Annotated in this window: 17 protein-coding genes; 9 read left to right on the top strand and 8 right to left on the bottom strand. The window is 76.0% G+C overall.

Translation table 11 applies throughout. The features are described from left to right. Window positions 1-66 precede the first annotated feature (66 nt). Entirely contained in the window at window positions 67-1,728 is a 1,662-nt protein-coding gene (locus IE332_RS34055) for a hypothetical protein (protein ID WP_189924158.1), read from the bottom strand. A 194-nt stretch (window positions 1,729-1,922) separates the two neighbouring features. Here IE332_RS34055 and IE332_RS34050 point away from each other — a divergent pair, with 194 nt between their 5' ends. Then, window positions 1,923-2,813 carry a LysR family transcriptional regulator gene (locus tag IE332_RS34050; protein WP_189924157.1) on the top strand — a complete coding sequence of 297 codons (891 nt, stop codon included), beginning with the start codon at window positions 1,923-1,925 and terminating at the stop codon, window positions 2,811-2,813. Window positions 2,814-2,864: 51 nt separating this feature from the next. Here the strand turns inward: IE332_RS34050 and ypfJ are convergent, their stop codons facing one another. Both ypfJ and IE332_RS34040 read right to left on the bottom strand, forming a co-directional pair. After that, window positions 2,865-3,767: a KPN_02809 family neutral zinc metallopeptidase gene (ypfJ, locus tag IE332_RS34045; RefSeq protein WP_189924155.1), complete on the bottom strand. Its 903-nt coding sequence runs from the start codon at window positions 3,765-3,767 to the stop codon at window positions 2,865-2,867. Between the two features lie 136 nt (window positions 3,768-3,903). Further along, entirely contained in the window at window positions 3,904-4,734 is an 831-nt protein-coding gene (locus IE332_RS34040) for a helix-turn-helix transcriptional regulator (RefSeq protein ID WP_189924314.1), read from the bottom strand. Between the two features lie 147 nt (window positions 4,735-4,881). On the opposite strand from IE332_RS34040, the gene IE332_RS34035 reads away from it, so the two are divergent. The 4 genes from IE332_RS34035 to IE332_RS34020 all read left to right on the top strand — a co-directional run bounded on the left by IE332_RS34035 (window position 4,882) and on the right by IE332_RS34020 (window position 7,380). Beyond that, window positions 4,882-5,412 carry an EF-hand domain-containing protein gene (locus IE332_RS34035; protein ID WP_229929135.1) on the top strand — a complete coding sequence of 177 codons (531 nt, stop codon included), beginning with the start codon at window positions 4,882-4,884 and terminating at the stop codon, window positions 5,410-5,412. A gap of 133 nt (window positions 5,413-5,545) precedes the next feature. Continuing rightward, the gene (locus tag IE332_RS34030; RefSeq protein ID WP_189924153.1) at window positions 5,546-6,004 is read left to right on the top strand and encodes an SRPBCC domain-containing protein; all 459 of its coding nucleotides are present in this window, start codon (window positions 5,546-5,548) and stop codon (window positions 6,002-6,004) included. Continuing rightward, window positions 6,001-6,372, top strand: a complete 372-nt coding sequence (locus IE332_RS34025) for an ArsR/SmtB family transcription factor (RefSeq protein ID WP_189924151.1) — start codon at window positions 6,001-6,003, stop codon at window positions 6,370-6,372. Before IE332_RS34030 ends, IE332_RS34025 begins: the two co-directional genes overlap by 4 nt. A gap of 150 nt (window positions 6,373-6,522) precedes the next feature. Beyond that, complete coding sequence (locus tag IE332_RS34020; RefSeq protein WP_189924148.1) at window positions 6,523-7,380, top strand: NAD-dependent epimerase/dehydratase family protein; 858 nt, start codon at window positions 6,523-6,525, stop codon at window positions 7,378-7,380. A 71-nt stretch (window positions 7,381-7,451) separates the two neighbouring features. Here the strand turns inward: IE332_RS34020 and fusA are convergent, their stop codons facing one another. The 3 genes from fusA to IE332_RS34005 all read right to left on the bottom strand — a co-directional run bounded on the left by fusA (window position 7,452) and on the right by IE332_RS34005 (window position 11,525). Beyond that, window positions 7,452-9,587 carry an elongation factor G gene (fusA, locus tag IE332_RS34015; RefSeq protein WP_189924145.1) on the bottom strand — a complete coding sequence of 712 codons (2,136 nt, stop codon included), beginning with the start codon at window positions 9,585-9,587 and terminating at the stop codon, window positions 7,452-7,454. 394 nt (window positions 9,588-9,981) lie between these two features. Next, window positions 9,982-10,491, bottom strand: coding sequence for a hemerythrin domain-containing protein (locus IE332_RS34010; RefSeq protein ID WP_229929134.1), 510 nt, complete (start codon window positions 10,489-10,491; stop codon window positions 9,982-9,984). A gap of 77 nt (window positions 10,492-10,568) precedes the next feature. Next, the gene (locus tag IE332_RS34005; protein ID WP_189924139.1) at window positions 10,569-11,525 is read right to left on the bottom strand and encodes a DMT family transporter; all 957 of its coding nucleotides are present in this window, start codon (window positions 11,523-11,525) and stop codon (window positions 10,569-10,571) included. A 49-nt stretch (window positions 11,526-11,574) separates the two neighbouring features. Between IE332_RS34005 and IE332_RS34000 the strand changes: the two genes are divergently transcribed. The 3 genes from IE332_RS34000 to IE332_RS33990 all read left to right on the top strand — a co-directional run bounded on the left by IE332_RS34000 (window position 11,575) and on the right by IE332_RS33990 (window position 13,550). After that, window positions 11,575-12,144: a MarR family winged helix-turn-helix transcriptional regulator gene (locus IE332_RS34000; RefSeq protein WP_189924136.1), complete on the top strand. Its 570-nt coding sequence runs from the start codon at window positions 11,575-11,577 to the stop codon at window positions 12,142-12,144. Between the two features lie 11 nt (window positions 12,145-12,155). Then, entirely contained in the window at window positions 12,156-12,677 is a 522-nt protein-coding gene (locus IE332_RS33995) for a DUF6328 family protein (protein WP_189924134.1), read from the top strand. 258 nt (window positions 12,678-12,935) lie between these two features. After that, the gene (locus IE332_RS33990; RefSeq protein ID WP_189924132.1) at window positions 12,936-13,550 is read left to right on the top strand and encodes an AAA family ATPase; all 615 of its coding nucleotides are present in this window, start codon (window positions 12,936-12,938) and stop codon (window positions 13,548-13,550) included. A gap of 39 nt (window positions 13,551-13,589) precedes the next feature. Here IE332_RS33990 and IE332_RS33985 read toward each other — a convergent pair whose 3' ends face one another. Both IE332_RS33985 and IE332_RS33980 read right to left on the bottom strand, forming a co-directional pair. Continuing rightward, entirely contained in the window at window positions 13,590-13,991 is a 402-nt protein-coding gene (locus IE332_RS33985) for a hypothetical protein (RefSeq protein WP_189924129.1), read from the bottom strand. A 388-nt stretch (window positions 13,992-14,379) separates the two neighbouring features. Continuing rightward, complete coding sequence (locus IE332_RS33980; protein WP_229929133.1) at window positions 14,380-14,790, bottom strand: winged helix-turn-helix transcriptional regulator; 411 nt, start codon at window positions 14,788-14,790, stop codon at window positions 14,380-14,382. Window positions 14,791-14,908: 118 nt separating this feature from the next. On the opposite strand from IE332_RS33980, the gene IE332_RS33975 reads away from it, so the two are divergent. After that, window positions 14,909-15,847 (top strand): NADP-dependent oxidoreductase, encoded by a 939-nt coding sequence (locus IE332_RS33975; RefSeq protein ID WP_229929142.1) that lies wholly within the window; start codon window positions 14,909-14,911, stop codon window positions 15,845-15,847. The last annotated feature ends 63 nt before the right edge of the window (window positions 15,848-15,910 follow it).

Below are 15,910 nucleotides of genomic sequence, written 5' to 3'. Positions count from 1 at the left end.
TTGTTCCGCGATCGTGACACACCGTCCGGGCCCGGGGCGTCGGACGGCGTCGAGGCGGCGGGCCGGTCAGGCCCCCGGGTCCGCCCCGGTTTCCCGCTTCCGGCGGTGGCGGCGGGCCGCCAGCAGCAGCACGCCGACCGCCCCGAGCACGGCGAGGAATCCGGCGGCCTTCCAGCGGAGCCTGACGTGGTGGGCGGCCGGCGCGGCGGCCGCCTGGGGAGCCGGCGGCGGCGCGGCGGCCGGGGCGGCATCGGACGCCGGGGGTGCGTCGGCCCCGGGCGGAAAGGCCGTCAGCGGAGGCGCCTCCACCGGAGGGGCCGGCCTGGTGCCGGGGTAGAGGGGCGCGGGGCCGGCTTCGGCGGGCTCGGTGCTGAGGACGAAGTCGGGGAGGCCGGCGATTCTCGCCGGCCGGCCCAGGCTCTCCTCGGTGAGGACCAGGGGAAGGGTGAAGCCGAACTTCCCGCCCACGTCGATGAACCGGGGAATCGTGCAGTTCGAGGCGCCCTCAGGGGTGGGTATCTCGCCGGAGAGGCGTATGACGCAGTTGTCCGGCCGCTCGGCTTCCTTGGTTCCCCACGGCGGCGTGACATCCATGTGGTCACGCCGGAGGAGGTCGGCGGGATCGTTCACGAACGGGACCCGGCCGGTGTTGCGGAGGGTGACCGTGAGGTCCCCGGCGAGGCCGTCCGGTGACGTCGGCTTCCAGGCCGCCTCGACGGTGACGTCGGCCTCCCCGGCGGCCACCCGGTAGGTCTGGACGCTGCGGAGGCCCTCCTTCTGAAGCCCGGCGATCCGGACCAGCTCCAGGGGGCGTCCAGTGCCCTGCCGGAACGGGTGGAGGGCGCGCCAGTTGACGGCCTCGGCGCCCTCCTCGCCGCCGACGGCGAAGGTCGCCCAGGTGGAGTCGAGGGCGCCGGTCACGTTCAGGGCGAACGGGTCGAGGACGTAGGCCTCACCGGGCTGCACCGTCCGGTCGAAGGTGCAGATGGCGTGCTGGGCGTCGGGACGCCCGCCGGTGGGCGGATCGTCCTCCGGGAACTCGGCGTACTCGCAGTTGGAGAAGGTCTCGGCCGGATCCAGCCCGTCCACGGTGGTGAACGAGAGGACCACCTTCTGCGCCGGAGCGGCCCCGGAGTTCTGGATGCCCGGCCGCGGCGTGAGCACATCCCCGGGCCCGGCCGACACGGGGGCCATCGGGGCGAGCTGCATGAGCGGGCTGCGGTCGGCGGGCCTCAGGACGACGTCCCTGGTCACCGGGGCCAGCCCCGCGGCCGAGGCGGTGACGTGCAGGGTCTTGTAGTTGTAGTCGAAGCCGCCCCGGGGGATGTCGAGCTGCAGGGCCCGGGCGACCGGCCCGTCGCCGTCCCCCAGGGGCAGCGTCCATGTGTGGGGGGCGGTGTACTGGCCCCCCTGGCCCGTCCCCGGGGCTGTGACCCGCACCCCCGTGGCCGCGTCGTCGACGGTGATCGTGACCTGCCGGAGCGCGCCGCCACCGCTGCGGGCGACCTCGAACGGGAGGAAGAGCGGGGGGCCGGCGGCCAGCGCATCCCTCGGACTGATGACCGCGAGCGTGGACGGCACGGTGAGGACCAGGCCGTCCGCCCCCTCCGCCTGAGCCGGGGTGACGGCCGGAGCGGCGGCGAACAGAGCCGCCGCCGCGAGCAGGACGCCGACCGAGCGGCCGCACACCCGCAACCGCCCCGTCCCCGCCACTCCCCCATGCACCATGTGCCGATCACACCCGACCGACCGGAGCCACCGGAACACCGGCAGAACACTTGTTCCAAGATCGTGACACACCGTCCACGCCGCCGTCCGCCCCCGGGGTGCGGACGGGGTCATGACCGGAGGGCTATCGTGGCCGGGACCACCATCACCATGGCGTCATGCCGCCGTGGACACAGGACCTGGGGGGGGTACCGGTGGATCTGCACGCGCTGACGCAGTTCCTGGCCGTGGCGCGGGTGGAGCACCTGAGCCGGGCGGCCGAGGAGCTGCGGGTCGCCCAGCCGTCGTTGAGCCGCAGTATCGCCCGGCTGGAGGCGGAGCTGGGCACCCCGCTGTTCGACCGGGGCGGGCGGCTGCGGCTCAACGAGTCGGGGCGGGTCTTCCGCGACCACGTCGAGCGGGCGCTCGGTGAACTGGCGGCCGGGCGGCGGGCGGTGGCGGAGGCCGCCGGGCAGGGGTTCGGCACGGTCCGGCTGGCCTCGGAGACCCTGCTGGCGTTCAGCGGGCCGCTGGCCGCGTTCAAGCGGGACCATCCGGACGTGGAGATGGAGCTGCACCAGCTGTCCGTCGAGGAGATGGCCCGCCGGCTGCGGGCCCAGGAGATCGACCTGGCCGTCGCCTCCCTGCCGGTCGACGCCCCGGGGCTGGAGTCGGTGCTGCTGCTCGACGAGGAGGTCGGCCTGGCGGTCGCGCGCGGCCACCCGCTGGCCGGGCGCGGCCCGGTCGCCGTCGCGGACCTCGCCGGGGAGGCGTTCGTCGCCGGCCGTCCCGGGCACTGGCAACGGCGCCTGCTGGAGCGGCTGTTCGCCGGGCAGGGCCTGACGCCCAGGATCGTCTGCGAGGTCGACGAGGCCGGCACCATCGCCGAACTCATCAGCGCGGACCTGGGCGTCGGCCTGGTGCCCGCCATCGCCCACCGCACCGCCACCCGGCTGCCGCTGACCTGGGTCTCGATCGACCACCCCGGCTGCCGGCGCACCCTCACCCTGTCCTGGGGTACGGGCGGGCGCCTGCCCACCGCCGTCCGGCTGCTGCGCGACGCCCTGGCCGGCTGGGACTGGACGGGCGGCGGCCCCCGGAGCTGACGGCGGGCGGGGCTGACGGCGGAAGGGCAGACGGTGCCCGGGGCTCGACGGCTACGGCTTCGCCACCGAGAAGGTGTCGCACTGGGCGAGGTCGCCGCCGCGGTAGCCGGTGGTGAACCAGGCCTTGCGCTGCTCGGAGGAACCGTGCGTCCACGCCTCCGGGTTGATCCGCCCGGTGGCCTGCTGCTGGATCCGGTCGTCGCCGACGGCCGCGGCCGCGTCCAGGCCCTGGGCGATGTCCTGGTCGGTGAGCGAGGCGATCAGCGGGCGCCCGGTGGAGGGCTGCGGGGTGGTGGTGGCGTGGTGCGCCCACACCCCCGCGTAGCAGTCGGCCTGCAGCTCCAGGCGCACCGAGCCGCTGTTGGCGCCCTGGCGGTCGCCGGCGGCTTTCTGCATGGCGCCGGTGAGGTTCTGGATGTGGTGGCCGTACTCGTGGGCGACGACGTAGGACTCGGCGAACGGGCCGCCCTTGGCGCCGAAGCGGGAGGACAGCTCGTTGAAGAAGCCGAGGTCGAAATAGGCTTTCCTGTCGCCTGGGCAGTAGAACGGGCCGACCGCCGAGGTCGCCGGCCCGCAGGCGGTGGAGACCTGGCCGGTGAACAGCACCGTCTCGGCGCTCCGGTACGGGATGCTGGTGCGGCGCGGCAGCTCGGTGCGCCAGAAGTCCTGGAGGCTGTTGGTGACGGCCACGATCCGGCAGTCCTGGCGCTTGTTGGCGTCCGCGCCGGTCTTGCAGGCCTGCTGCGCCTCGCCTGCGGTGCGTACGCCCGGGGAGGAGGCGGAGCCGCCGCCGGAGGACAGGCCCAGCAGCTGCGGGTCGACGCCGAGGATGACCGCGAACAGCACCGCGATCAGGCCCACGGCCCCGCCGCCGATGGCGACCTTGCCGCCCGGGATGCCGCGCCGGTCGTCCACCTGCGAGGTGTCGAGGTCGCCCTGGTCGTCGAACTGCATGCCCTGCCTGCCCGTTCCTGTCGCGTTCCGCCCGGATGGTGACGGTCTGTGCCGTCGGCGGCCCGGCCCAGCCTACGGCGGGCGGCGCCCGGCGCGCCGCAGCGGGGCCCCGGGCGGGGGGGCTTTCCAGGGGCCGTCAGACGGGGGCGCCGACCACCCGCAGCAGGTCCAGGCGGGAGGCGCACTCGCTGCCGGGCGCGGCGGTGTGCACCAGCAGCAGCTGCTCCTCGCCGGCGGTGGCCAGCACCTCGCACTCCAGGTCCAGCGGCCCCACCACCGGGTGCAGCACCCGCTTGCGGCCGCTGCGCCGCCGGGCGACCTCGTGCCGCTGCCAGCAGGCGGTGAACTCCTCGCCGGTGGCGAGGAGCTGCTCCAGCAGGTCGGCGGCGCGCCGGTCGCCGGGGCGGGCGGTACGGGCGGCGCGCAGGGAGGCGACGTGGGCGCGGGTGAGGTCCTCGTGGTCCTCGGGCGGGAACAGCGCGCGGACGTCCGGTTCGGTGAACCAGCGCAGCAGCAGGTTGCGCCGCTCGGGCGCCAGGGCGCCGACGTCGCCGAAGACGGCGGCGGCCATCGCGTTCTGGGCGAGCACGTCGCCGAGGTCGGAGACCACCTGGGCGGGCGTGTCGTGCAGCCGGTCCAGGACCAGCAGCAGGCCGGGGCGCACGTGTCCGAGCGGGCCGTGGCGGCGCGGCGGCTCGTGCCCGGCGAGGCGGAACAGGTGGTCGCGCTCGTCCTCGCTGAGCCGCAGCGCCCGGGCGAGGGAGGCCAGCAGCTGCGGCGAGGGCTGCGGGCCGCGCCGCTGCTCCAGGCGCGCGTAGTAGTCCACCGACAGCCCGGCCAGCTGCGCCACCTCCTCCCGGCGCAGCCCGGGGGTTCGCCGCCGCGCCCCGGGCGGCAGCCCCAGGTCGGCGGGGGTGAGCCGGGCCCGGGTGCGGGTGAGGAAGTCGGCCAGCGCCGCGCGGTCGATCATGCCCCCAGCATGGCCCCCGGGGGCGGGCCGTGGCCAGGGATTACCGGTCCCTGGCTGCGGGCCGCGCCGCCCCGCCGGGTGACCCTTCCCCGCCCGTCGCGTTGGACCGGGCGCACTTCCCCTCGGAGAACGGACGGTGACGAGATGTCGGACACGGCGAAGCGGCGCATCTTCGCGATGCTGGACAGCGACGGCGACGGCGTGATCACGCGGGACGAGTACCTCGCCCGGGTCGACCGGGCGGCCGCGGCCTTCGGGCGCGGCGACCGGGACCCGCTGGTCGCCGCGGCCCTCGGTGCCCACCGGGAGGTGTTCGGGCAGATGGACGGCGACGGGGACGGCGGCGTGACCTTCGAGGAGTACCGCGACTGGGCCGGCCACGAGGCCTTCGAGTCGACCTGCCGGCCCGCCCTCGGCTCGCTGTTCGACCTCGCCGACGGTGACGGCGACGGGCGCCTGACCCGCCCGGAGTTCACCCGGCTGCGCACCACCAGCGGCAACCCGGCCGAGGGGGCGGACGCCGCGTTCGACGCCCTCGACCCGGACGGGCTCGGCACGGTGGCGCGCGCCGCCTACCTGGCCGCGATCCACGACTTCCTCACCACCGGGGCCTCCCCCATGGCCGGCGCCTACGGCCAGGACCGCCCGGACCCGCGGGAACTGTCCGCCCGCTGACCGGTCGACCCGCGCCCCGGCGGCCTGGCGGTCGGCCGGCCGACCGCTTCACGCAACCGTACGGTTGCGCATGGGGTTCCGGGTGTGCAACCTTGGAGTTGCGCATCCGGATGACGACGAAGTGAGGCTGCCCGTGATCCCCGACACGATCGAACGCACCGTCATGATCAACGCCCCCAGGGAGCGGGTCTGGTCCGTCCTGACCGAACCGGCGTTCCTCGGCCGCTGGTTCGGCAGCGGCGCGCCGGTCGAGGTCGACCTGCGCCCCGGCGGCCTCCTGGTCTTCGACCACGGCGTCCACGGCACCATCCCCGCCCGCCTCCAGCGGGTCGAACCGCCGCACACCCTGTCCTGGCGGTGGTCCCAGGGCGCCGCCGGACAGGAGCCGGGCGACACCGACGCCACCCTGGTCGAGTTCACCCTGACCGCGGACGGCTCCACCGCCGGCACCCGGCTCACCATGGTCGAGAGCGGCTTCGCCCGCCTCGGCCTGCCCGCCGGCCAGGCCGCCGACCGGCACCGCGCCAACACCCTGAACTGGCCCGGCAAGCTCGACCGGCTGGCCGCGGACTGCGAACAGATTCCGGCGTGACCCGCGCCCCTGAGGGCGGCCCCGCTCCCGAACCGGTCCCCGAGGACGTCCTGGTGGCCCTCGCCGACCCGGTCCGCCGGGACGTGCTGACCGCCCTCGCCCTCGAAGGCGGCGCGACGGCGACCTCGCTGGCGGCACGGCTGCCCGTCACCCGCCAGGCGGTCGCCAAGCACCTGGCCGTCCTCGGCCGCGCCGGGCTGGTGCGCGCCCGCCGGGCCGGCCGCGAGGTCCGCTACGAGGCCGACCTGCGGCCGCTGCGGCGCACGACCCGGTGGATGGACACCCTCGCCGCCCGGTGGGAGGAGCGCCTGGACGCGATCAAGGAGCTGTCCGAGGAGCTGTCCGAGGAGGAGGGCACTGCGCCGTGAGGCCGCGCCGGCCGTCCCGGACGCCGGCCCGGCCGCCGGCCCGAACCAGGGACCGGCGGTCCCTGGTTCGGGAGGTCTCTGCCGCGCCGAGCGCGCCGCGGGCAGGGTTGTGGGTGTCGAAGGACAGCGACTTCCCGAAGGAGACAGACCATGACGACGATCCTGGTGACGGGCGCGACCGGTTCCGTGGGCACCCGGCTGGTGCCGCGGCTGCTGCGGTGGGCCGGGGCGCAGGGCTCCTCGGTCCGGGTGCTGGTGCGCGACGAGCGGAAGGCAGCCCCCCTGGCCGCGCTCGGCGCGCAGGTGGTGGCCGGCGACCTGACCGAAGAGGCCGACCGGGCAAAGGCCCTGGAGGGGGCCGACGCGGTGCTGAACGTCGCGGCGGCGCTGCGCGGGGTGCCGGACGAGGACGCGTGGGCGGTCAACCGGGACGCCGCGGTGGCGCTGGGCCGCCAGGCGGCGAAGGCGGGGGTGGCCCGGTTCGTCCACACCAGCACCAACCTGGTCTACGGGCGGGAGCTGGGACGCCCGGCCGTCGAGGACGACCGGCTGGCGCCGCACCCGGCGTGGGGCGTGTACGCGGCGTCCAAGGCGCAGGCCGAGGCCGGACTGCGCGCCCTGGGCGACGAACTGCCGCTGGTGGTCGCCCGGTTGGCGTTCGTGTACGGCGAGGGCGACCCGCACCTCGCGCAGGCGGCGCAGTGGGCGGCCACCTGGCCCGCGCACCAGCGCCTGGCCGTGGTGCACCACGCGGACGTCGCGCAGGCCCTGTGGCGGGCCCTGACCGCGCCCGGCATCGAAGGACGCACCTACAACGTCGGCGACGACGCGCCGCTGACCGCCTGGGACGTCCACGAGCTCAACGGCCGTACCCACCCGGGCACTTCGGCGCAGACGCCGTTCGACCCGTGGGAGGGGCAGATGTCGACGGCAGCGGCGCGCCGCGACCTCGGCTGGCGCCCGCTGTACCCGTCGGCCTGGTCGGCCGCGGAGGCCGGCGCGGCGTAACGGTGACGGTGACGGCGTAGCCGCGCGGCGCCCGGCCCTCCCGTCGTCCGGGAGGGCCGGGCGCCCCGGTGTCAGCCGGCGTTCACCGGCCCGCTCGCCGGCGCGGGCGCGTAGCCGGCCGGGCGGGTGGTGAAGGTGCCCCGGCCCTGGGTGCGGCCGCGCAGGCGGCCCGCGTAGCCGAACAGTTCGGCCAGCGGTACCAGCGCGCTCACCTGCGCGGTGGTGCCGTGTCCGGCCGTGGTGGCCCGGACGTGGCCGCGCCGGGCGGCGAGGTCGCCCAGGACGGTGCCCAGCGCGTCCTCGGGCACGGTGACCGTCACCTCCGCGACCGGTTCCAGCAGCCGCATCCGCCCGGCCCGCAGCGCCTCGCGCAGTCCGAGGCGGGCGGCGGTGCGGAAGGCGAGCTCGGAGGAGTCCTTGGGGTGGGTGGCCCCGTCGGTGAGGGTGACCGCGACGCCGGTGACCGGGTGCCCGCCCAGCGGCCCCTCGGTCAGCGCGTCGCGGCAGCCCGCCTCGACGGCCTGCACGTACTCGCGCGGCACCCGCCCGCCGGTGACGGTGGAGGTGAACACGAACCCCTCCCCCTCGTCCTGCGCGAGCGGCTGGACGTCCAGGACGAGGTGGGCGAACTGGCCCGCGCCGCCGTCCTGTTTGGCGTGCCGGTACACGAAGCCGCGCACGCCCTCCACCAGGGCCTCGCGCAGCGCGACCTTCGGCGCTCCGGTGACCGCCTCGACGCCGCTGTCGCGCCGCACCTTCTCCATCGCCACCTCCAGGTGCAGTTCGCCCAGCCCCGCCAGGGTGCGCTGCCCGGTCTCGGGGTCGGTGGCCAGGCGCAGCGAGGGGTCCTCCTCGGCGAGGCGGGCGAGGGCGGCGGTGAGCTTGTCGGTGTCGGTGGCGCGGCGGGCCTCGACGGCGACGGTGACGACGGGTTCGGCGCTCACGGGTGCCTCCAGGCGGATCGGGTGGTCGGGGTCGCAGAGGGTGGCGCCGACGCGGGCGGCCTTGGGGCCGATGACGGCGACGATGTCGCCGGCGCGGGCGTGGTCGGTCTCGGTGTGGCGGTCGGCCATCACCCGCAGGATGCGGGCGACGCGTTCGGTGCGGCCGGTGGTGGTGTCGAGCACGGTCGCCCCCTTGTGCAGGGTGCCTGCGTACAGGCGCAGGTAGGTGAGGCGGCCGGTGGGGGCCGCGACGACCTTGAACGCCAGGGCGGTCAGGGGCTGTCGGGGGTCGGCGGCGCGCTCCTCGGCGCGGTCGGCGGTGCCTGTTCCCTCGGCGGATCGGACCGGCGGGAGGTCGAGCGGGGAGGGCAGGTAGGCGACGACGGCGTCCAGGAGGGGTTCGATGCCGCGGTTGCGGTAGGCGGAGCCGCACAGCACGACCACGGCCTCGCCGGTGCGGGTGAGTTCGCGCAGGGCGGTGGCGAGGGTGGCGGCGGTGACGCTCCCGTGGGTGCAGAACTCCTCCAGGGCCTCGGGGTTCAGTTCGGCGACGGCCTCCTCCAGGGCGCGGCGGCGCTCGGCGGCCTGCGCCGCGAGGTGGGCGGGCACCGGGCCTTCGGGGGCGGGGGTGCCGTCGTCGTGCCAGGTGAGCGCGCGCAGGCGCAGCAGGTCGACGACGCCGGTGAACGACTCCTCGGTGCCGATGGGGAGTTGGACGGCGAGCGGGCGCGGGTGCAGGCGTTCGCGGATCGAGGCGACGGCGGCGTCCAGGTCGGCGCCGGCGCGGTCGAGCTTGTTGACGAACGCGATGCGGGGCACACCGTGGCGTTCGGCCTGGCGCCAGACGGACTCGCTCTGCGGCTCGACGCCGGCGACCGCGTCGAACACCGCCACCGCGCCGTCCAGGACGCGCAGGGAGCGTTCGACCTCGTCGGCGAAGTCGACGTGGCCGGGGGTGTCGATGAGGTTGATCCGGTGCCCGGCCCAGGCGCAGCTGACGGCGGCGGCGAAGATGGTGATGCCGCGGTCGCGTTCCTGGGGGTCGAAGTCGGTGACGGTGGTGCCGTCGTGGACCTCGCCGCGCTTGTGGGTGGTGCCGGTGAGGTAGAGGATCCGCTCGGTGACGGTGGTCTTGCCGGCGTCGACGTGGGCGAGGATGCCGAGGTTGCGGACCTCGGCGATGGCGGCGGTCGCGGCGGCGGTGGTCGCGGTGGCGGTGGCGGTCGTACGGGTGCTGGTGCTGGTGGTGGTGTCGGTGCGCATGGCCCGGGTGCCTTTCGAGGCGTTCTCCTGCGGGTGGGCGCGCGATCGTGCAGCGCCCGCAGACCGTCATGTGCGGTTCCCGGCAAGGCCTTTGCGGGCCGGGCGAGGGCGTGGTTCAGACGGTGGCGGCGCTGCTCCGGTGCCGGCCGCGCAGCGGGCACCGGGAGGACGGGGACACCAGGATCACCTCGTACCGGGAGGCGGGAGAGGGGGCGGCGGCGCTCTGCTTCGGCACGGCCGCTCACCCCCCTCTCTCTCGTCTGTCTCGTTCATCGGCACGGTGGGCCGCGCGTCGGAGCGCGGCTGCGTGGCGAGTGTAGGGAGGACGGGCCTCGCGGGGCGAGGGGTTTTACGGGGCCGGATCTTTACGGCGTAAAGACCCGGCGCCGGGTCTTTACGGCCCCCTGAAGCGCAGGACCGGTTCGGACCAGCCGTCGTCGGGCACCCCGGCGTCGAGGGCGGCGGAGATGGCCCGTTCCTCGTAGCCGAAGTGGGAGTCCATGATGGCGGCCAGCCCGTCGAGTTCGCGCCCGACGGCCTCCAGGTCCGCCGGGTCGCCCGCGTCCGCCGCGTCGGCGTCCGGCGCCGCGGCGGCCTGTTCGGCGAGGTCGCGGACCCGGGTGAGGATGGCGGCGATGAATCCGTGGTCCTCGACGAGTTTGGCGACGGTCGGCGCCAAGTCGGGCCGCTCGCGCAGGAGTTGGGCGAAGAGGCCGTCGTCCTCACCCTGGTGGTGGTTGGTCAGGGCGGTGCAGAAGGCCAGGCAGTGGGTGAGGAGCGTGCCGTCGTCCGGGCGGCGGCCGAGGTTGGTGCGCACGTCGGTGAGGCGGCGTCGCAAGTCCTGGTGCGCGCGGGAGAGTTGAAGACTGAGGGCGGCCGTACGGCCGTTCACGGGGGAGGCCACGGGTGGCGGTCCCTTCGGTTCCGCACCTCCATGCCTGACGCGGTCCGTCACCGGCACGCGATGCTGGCGCCAGCAGATCATGCCGTCCGGCTCCCGGGCAAGCGCGCCCCCTCGGTCTGCCCGGCCTCCTCGGTCCGCTCGACGGGTGCGGGCTCCTCGGTCCGCTCGACGGGTGCGGGCTCCGCGGCCCGGCCGCGCGGGCGTCCGAGGAGGATCCCGGCCGCGACCAGCGCCAGGCCCAGCCCCTGCCGCAGCCCGAACGGGTCGCCGTCCAGCGCGGTGCCCAGCAGCACCCCGGCCATCGGGTTGAGCAGTCCGAGCAGGCCCACCGTCCCGGCCGGCAGGTGGCGCAGTCCGGCGAACCAGCAGGTGAAGGCGAGGGCGGTGGCGATCAGGGTGCTGTAGCCGAAGGCGAGCAGGGCGGGGGTGTCCATCGCCGGGGGCGGGCCCTCGTCGGCCGCGGCGAGCGGCAGCAGCATCAGGCCGCCGGCGCTCAGCTGCCAGGCGGTGGCGGCCAGCGGGTCGGCGCCCTCGCGCCAGCGGGCGGCGAGGACGTAGCCGACGGAGGAGACCAGCATCGCCCCGGCCGAGGCGGCCAGGCCCGGCCAGCCGATCGCGCCGCCGGTGCCGAGCAGAGTCAGCGCGACCCCGGCCAGCCCGACCAGTGCCCCGGTCAGGTGGGCGCGGTGCGGGCGCCGTCCGGCCAGGGCCCAGGCGGTGAGCAGCATCGCGAGCGGGGAGGCGGCCATGACGGTGGCGGCGGCGCTGGTGGGCAGCAGTTGGGAGGCGAGGTAGAGCAGGACGAAGAAGACGGCGGTGTTGAGCAGTCCGAGCAGGGCGCTGCGCCACCACCAGGCGCCGTGCGGTCGGCGGCGGGCGAGGGCGAGCAGCAGCAGGCCGGCGGGCAGGGCGCGCAGGACGGCGCCCCACAGCGGGCGGTCGGCGGGCAGGTAGGCGTGGGTCACGTAGTAGTTGGCGCCCCAGGCGAGCGGGGCGAGGGCGGTCGGCAGCACCCAGCGCGCATTGGCTTCCATGGAAGACAATATAGCTTCCTTGGAAGCTACCCGCGCTACACTGGACGCCATGGAGCACCCCGAGCACCCCGACCGGCGCGGTGGCCACCCCGCCCCCGTCGACCCCGTCGACCACGTCGCGCAGATCCAGGCCGAGTGGCAGCGCGAACGCCCCGACCTCGACGTCTCCCCGCAGGCCGTCATCGGCCGCCTGCACCGCCTCGCCGACCGCCTGACCGCCGAACTCACCCTCGTCTACCAGCGCTACGGCCTCGGCGAGGGCGAGTTCGACGTCCTCGCCGCGCTGCGCCGCGCCGGCGCCCCCTACGAGCGCGCCCCCGGCGAACTCGCCGCACACACCATGGTCACCACCGGCGCGATGACCAAGCGGATCGACCGCCTGGAACGCGCCGGGCTGGTCACCCGCCGCCCCGCCGAGGACGACCGGCGCGGGCGCGTGGTCGCCCTCACCGACGCCGGCCGGCGCCTGATCGACGAGGCGTTCACCGCCCACATGCGCAACGAGCACCGCCTGCTCGCCCACCTCGCCCCCGAGGAGGCCGCCGCCCTGCAGACCCTGCTCACCGCCTGGCAGACCCGCCTGGACGGCACCGGGCAGCCGGACCGCCGCGCGGGGTGAGAAGCTGACCCATGACCAGCGCGCCGCCTCCCCCGGACTCCCCGCCGCCCGCCGCCCCGCCCCCGCCCGGCTGGGAGAACCCCGCCGTACGGGCAGACCGGCGCCTGGTGGAACTGCTGCAGGAACTGCGGGTGCTGCAGACCGGCGTACAGATCGTCTTCGCCTTCCTCCTCGGCGTCGCCTTCACCCCGCGCTTCGCCGCACTCACCGACGCCCAGCAGGACGTCTACGTCGCCACCCTGCTGCTGGCCGTCGTCGCCGCGGCCGTCCTGGCCACCCCCGTCGCCCTGCACCGCGGCCTGTACCGCCACCCCGGCAAGGAACGGATCGTCACCGTCTCCGCCCGCATCGCCCAGGCCGGCCTGCTGCTGCTCGCCGCCGCCCTGAGCGGCGCCGTCCTGCTGGTCCTCGACGTCGTCCTCGGCACGGCGGTCGCGGTGCCGATCACCTGCCTCATCGCGCTGATCTTCGCCGCCCTGTGGTTCGTCCTGCCCTGGGCCGTACGCCGCGCCACCACCCACGACAGCAGCTGACCGCACCCGGCCGGCCACACCCGGCCGCCGGGGGCCGTCCGTTTCCGCCGCCCGCGCGGGGAACGCGGGCGGCGGACGACGGACCGGGCCTTGGGCCGGCTGCCGACGCCGGGGGCCGGGCCGGGGAGGCCGCACCCCGTGCCGCCTCCCCCGCCCCCTAGAGCCCACCCACCCCCCGGACCGCTTACCGGGCCCCCTGTCGGGCCCGTCCGTACCCCCACCGGGCCCGTCCGCGCCCCCACCGCCTACCGTGACGGTATGCACACCGACGACACCCCCTGGGACGTCCTGCTGATCGGCGGCGCCTCCGGAACCGGCAAGAGCCGCGCCGCCGCCCGCCTCGCCGCCCGGCACGGGGCGTTCACCGTGGAGTTCGACGACGTCGTCGCCGCCCTGCAGGCCGCCACCACCGCGGCCACCCACCCCGGACTCCACCACTTCACCGCCCCCGACCGGGCCCGTAGCGCCGAACGGGCCCTGAGCGCCGAACGCGTCCTGGAGCTGCAGATCGCCACCGCCCACGCCCTGGACGACGCCCTGCTCGGCGTCGTACGCAACCGGCTGACCGTCGACGTGCCCGCGATCGTCGAGGGCGACTACCTCACCCCGGCCGCCGCCGCCCGCGCCGCCGCCGAGGCCGCCGCGCGGGGCCGGCGGGTGAGGGCGGTCTTCCTCCACGAGGGCGACCCGCACCGCATCGCCGCCAACTACGCCGACCGCGAGCCCGACGACGGCCCCCAGCCCGAACGCGCCGCCGTCAGCGCCCGCTACTCCGCCTGGCTCGCCGCCCAGGCCACCGCCCACGCCCTGCCCGTCGTCGACTGCCGCCCCTACCCCACCCTCCCCGAACGCCTCACCGCCACCCTGGCCTGAGGCCCCCGGGGCGCGGGGCCCTCAGGCCGCGGGGCCGGATCAGGCGTCCTCGATGTCCGAGATCAGCCTGGTGCCCAGGTCGCTCTGCACCGCGAGCCGGGTGTGGCCGGCGTCGGGGCCGGTGCCCCAGGTCAGCGTGACGGTGGTGAACAGGTGCCCGGCGCCGGAGTCCTGGTAGCGCACCTCCCAGCGGGTGGGCACGTCCTGGGCGCGCAGCACTCCGTCGGCGTGGTTGGCCTCCTCCCAGGCCGCCAGCCGCTGGCGGAAGTCCTCGGTCAGGTAGTGGGCGCGCAGTTCGCCGCCCAGGTCGTCGGTGCCGTCGGAGACCGCGTCGATGTACGCCCCGTAGAAGTCGGCGACCCGGTCCACCGCGGAGTCCGGGCTGCCTCCGCGCACGGCGGAGCCCGCGCCGGTCTCGGTGTCGGTGTCGGTGTCGGTCATGAACGTGTCCCTTCGTCAGGGCCGCAGCGGCTCGCCGCCGCCCGGCCGGGCCGTTCGACCCGCCCGGGACAACGAGCCCGGAACCGGGGAGGTTGCGGCCACGAAATCCCCATCGCGCCGCCGGCACCGCCGAGTTGGCGTCCCCCGAGGCCCCGGCGCCCCGGCCCCGCACGCGTGTCGGCCCGCACGCGAACGAGCGTGCGGGCCGACACGGCCGCGAACGGCTGCGGCAAGGTGCCGTGACGCCCTACGCGACGGCGCAGGACGTGGCTCACCCGCTCCCTCTCCTGCTGCGGGACGTTCCGTTCGCCGACGTCCCACACGCCTCCGTCCGTGGGCGTGCGTCGCGCCGTCGATCACCCGAAAGCGGCCGTCCCGGCGCCACGGCTCAACCCCGCGCGCCCTGCCCGTCGTCGTAGGCGGCCCGCGCGTCCAGCACCTGCGGCATGTGGGACTCCGCCCACGTCTTGATGGCCCGCATCAGCGGCAGCAAGTCCCGTCCGAGCACGGTGAGTTCGTAGTCCACGCGGGCCGGGACGCCGCCGGTGACGGTGCGGGTGAGCAGGCCGTCGCGTTCCAGGGCGCGCAGGGTCTGGGTGAGCATCTTCTCGCTCACCCCGGACAGGCGCCGGCGCAGGTCGCTGTAGCGGCGCGGCCCGTCGGCGAGGGCGTTGACGACCAGGCTGGTCCATTTGTCCCCGATGCGGTCCAGGAGTTGGCGGGCCGGGCACTCGGCGAGGTAGGCGTCGAAGCCGGCCGCGTCGGCGGCGCGGCGCTGGGCGGCGGTCATGGTGGGCACGTGCTCGCTCTCCTTGCCGTTCGGTACGCACCTTCGGGTGCGTGCTTCCCGTCGGAGAGTAGCTCTCCTTAGGTTGGGCGGCGTTCCCCTGGTTCCGTCTGAAGGAGTGTGGTGGGTGGTGCGTGCCGTGGTGGTGCGGGAGTTCGGCGGTCCGGAGGTGCTGGAGCTGGTCGAGGTGGCGCTGCCGGAGCCCGGTCGCGGGCAGGTGCGGGTGCGGGTGGCGGCGGCCGGGGTCAATCCGGTGGACGCGGTCACCCGCGCCGGGGTGCTCGCCAGGGCCGGGCTGATGACGCCCCGGGCGGTGACGGGCATCGGCTGGGACGTGGCGGGGGTGGTGGACGCCGTCGGCCCCGGGGTCACCGGATTCGCGCCCGGACAGCGGGTGGTGGGCCTGCGCGACCGCCTGGACGCCGACCTCGGCACCTACGCCGAGCACATCGTCCTGGACGCCGGCGCCCTCGCGCCCCTGCCGGCCTCCGTCCCCTTCGAGCAGGCCGCGACCCTGCCCCTGAACAGCCTCACCGCCCTGCAGGCCCTCGGCCTGCTCGACCTGCCCGCCGGCTCCACCGTGCTGGTCACCGGCGCGGCGGGCGCGGTCGGCGGCTTCGCCGTCGAACTCGCCGCGCGGCGCGGCCTGCGGGTGGCGGCACTGGCCGGGGAGGGGGACGAGACGCTGGTTCGCGCGCTCGGCGCGCAGTGGTTCGTGCCGCGCACGGCGGACGATGTGGCCGCGGCCGTACGGGAGTTGGTGCCCGGCGGGGTCGACGGCGCGGTCGACGCGGCCCTGCTGGGAGTACGGGCCCTTGGCGCGGTACGCGGCCGCGGGGCGTTCGTGGCGGTCGCGGGCGGCAGCGAACCGGTGGGGCTGCGCGGGATCCGGGTCGCCAACGTGTGGATCACCGCCGACGGCCCCGCCCTGGCCGGCCTCGCCGCCCTCGCGGGCGAGGGCCGGCTGACCCTGCGGGTGGCGGACACCCTGCCGCTGGAGCGGGCCGGCCAGGCGCACGAACGCCTGGCGGCGGGCGGACTGCGCGGGCGCCTGGTGCTGACGCCCTGAGGGGTCAGACACCCCATGACGTTTGAGGTCAAGCGGCATGGAGGTCTGCGTGGTGGGACCAGG

It is taken from the genome of Kitasatospora xanthocidica (genome assembly GCF_014656195.1).
GTDB classification, from domain to species: Bacteria; Actinomycetota; Actinomycetes; order Streptomycetales; family Streptomycetaceae; genus Kitasatospora; species Kitasatospora xanthocidica.
This window is presented reverse-complemented; position numbering and strand designations above follow the sequence as displayed.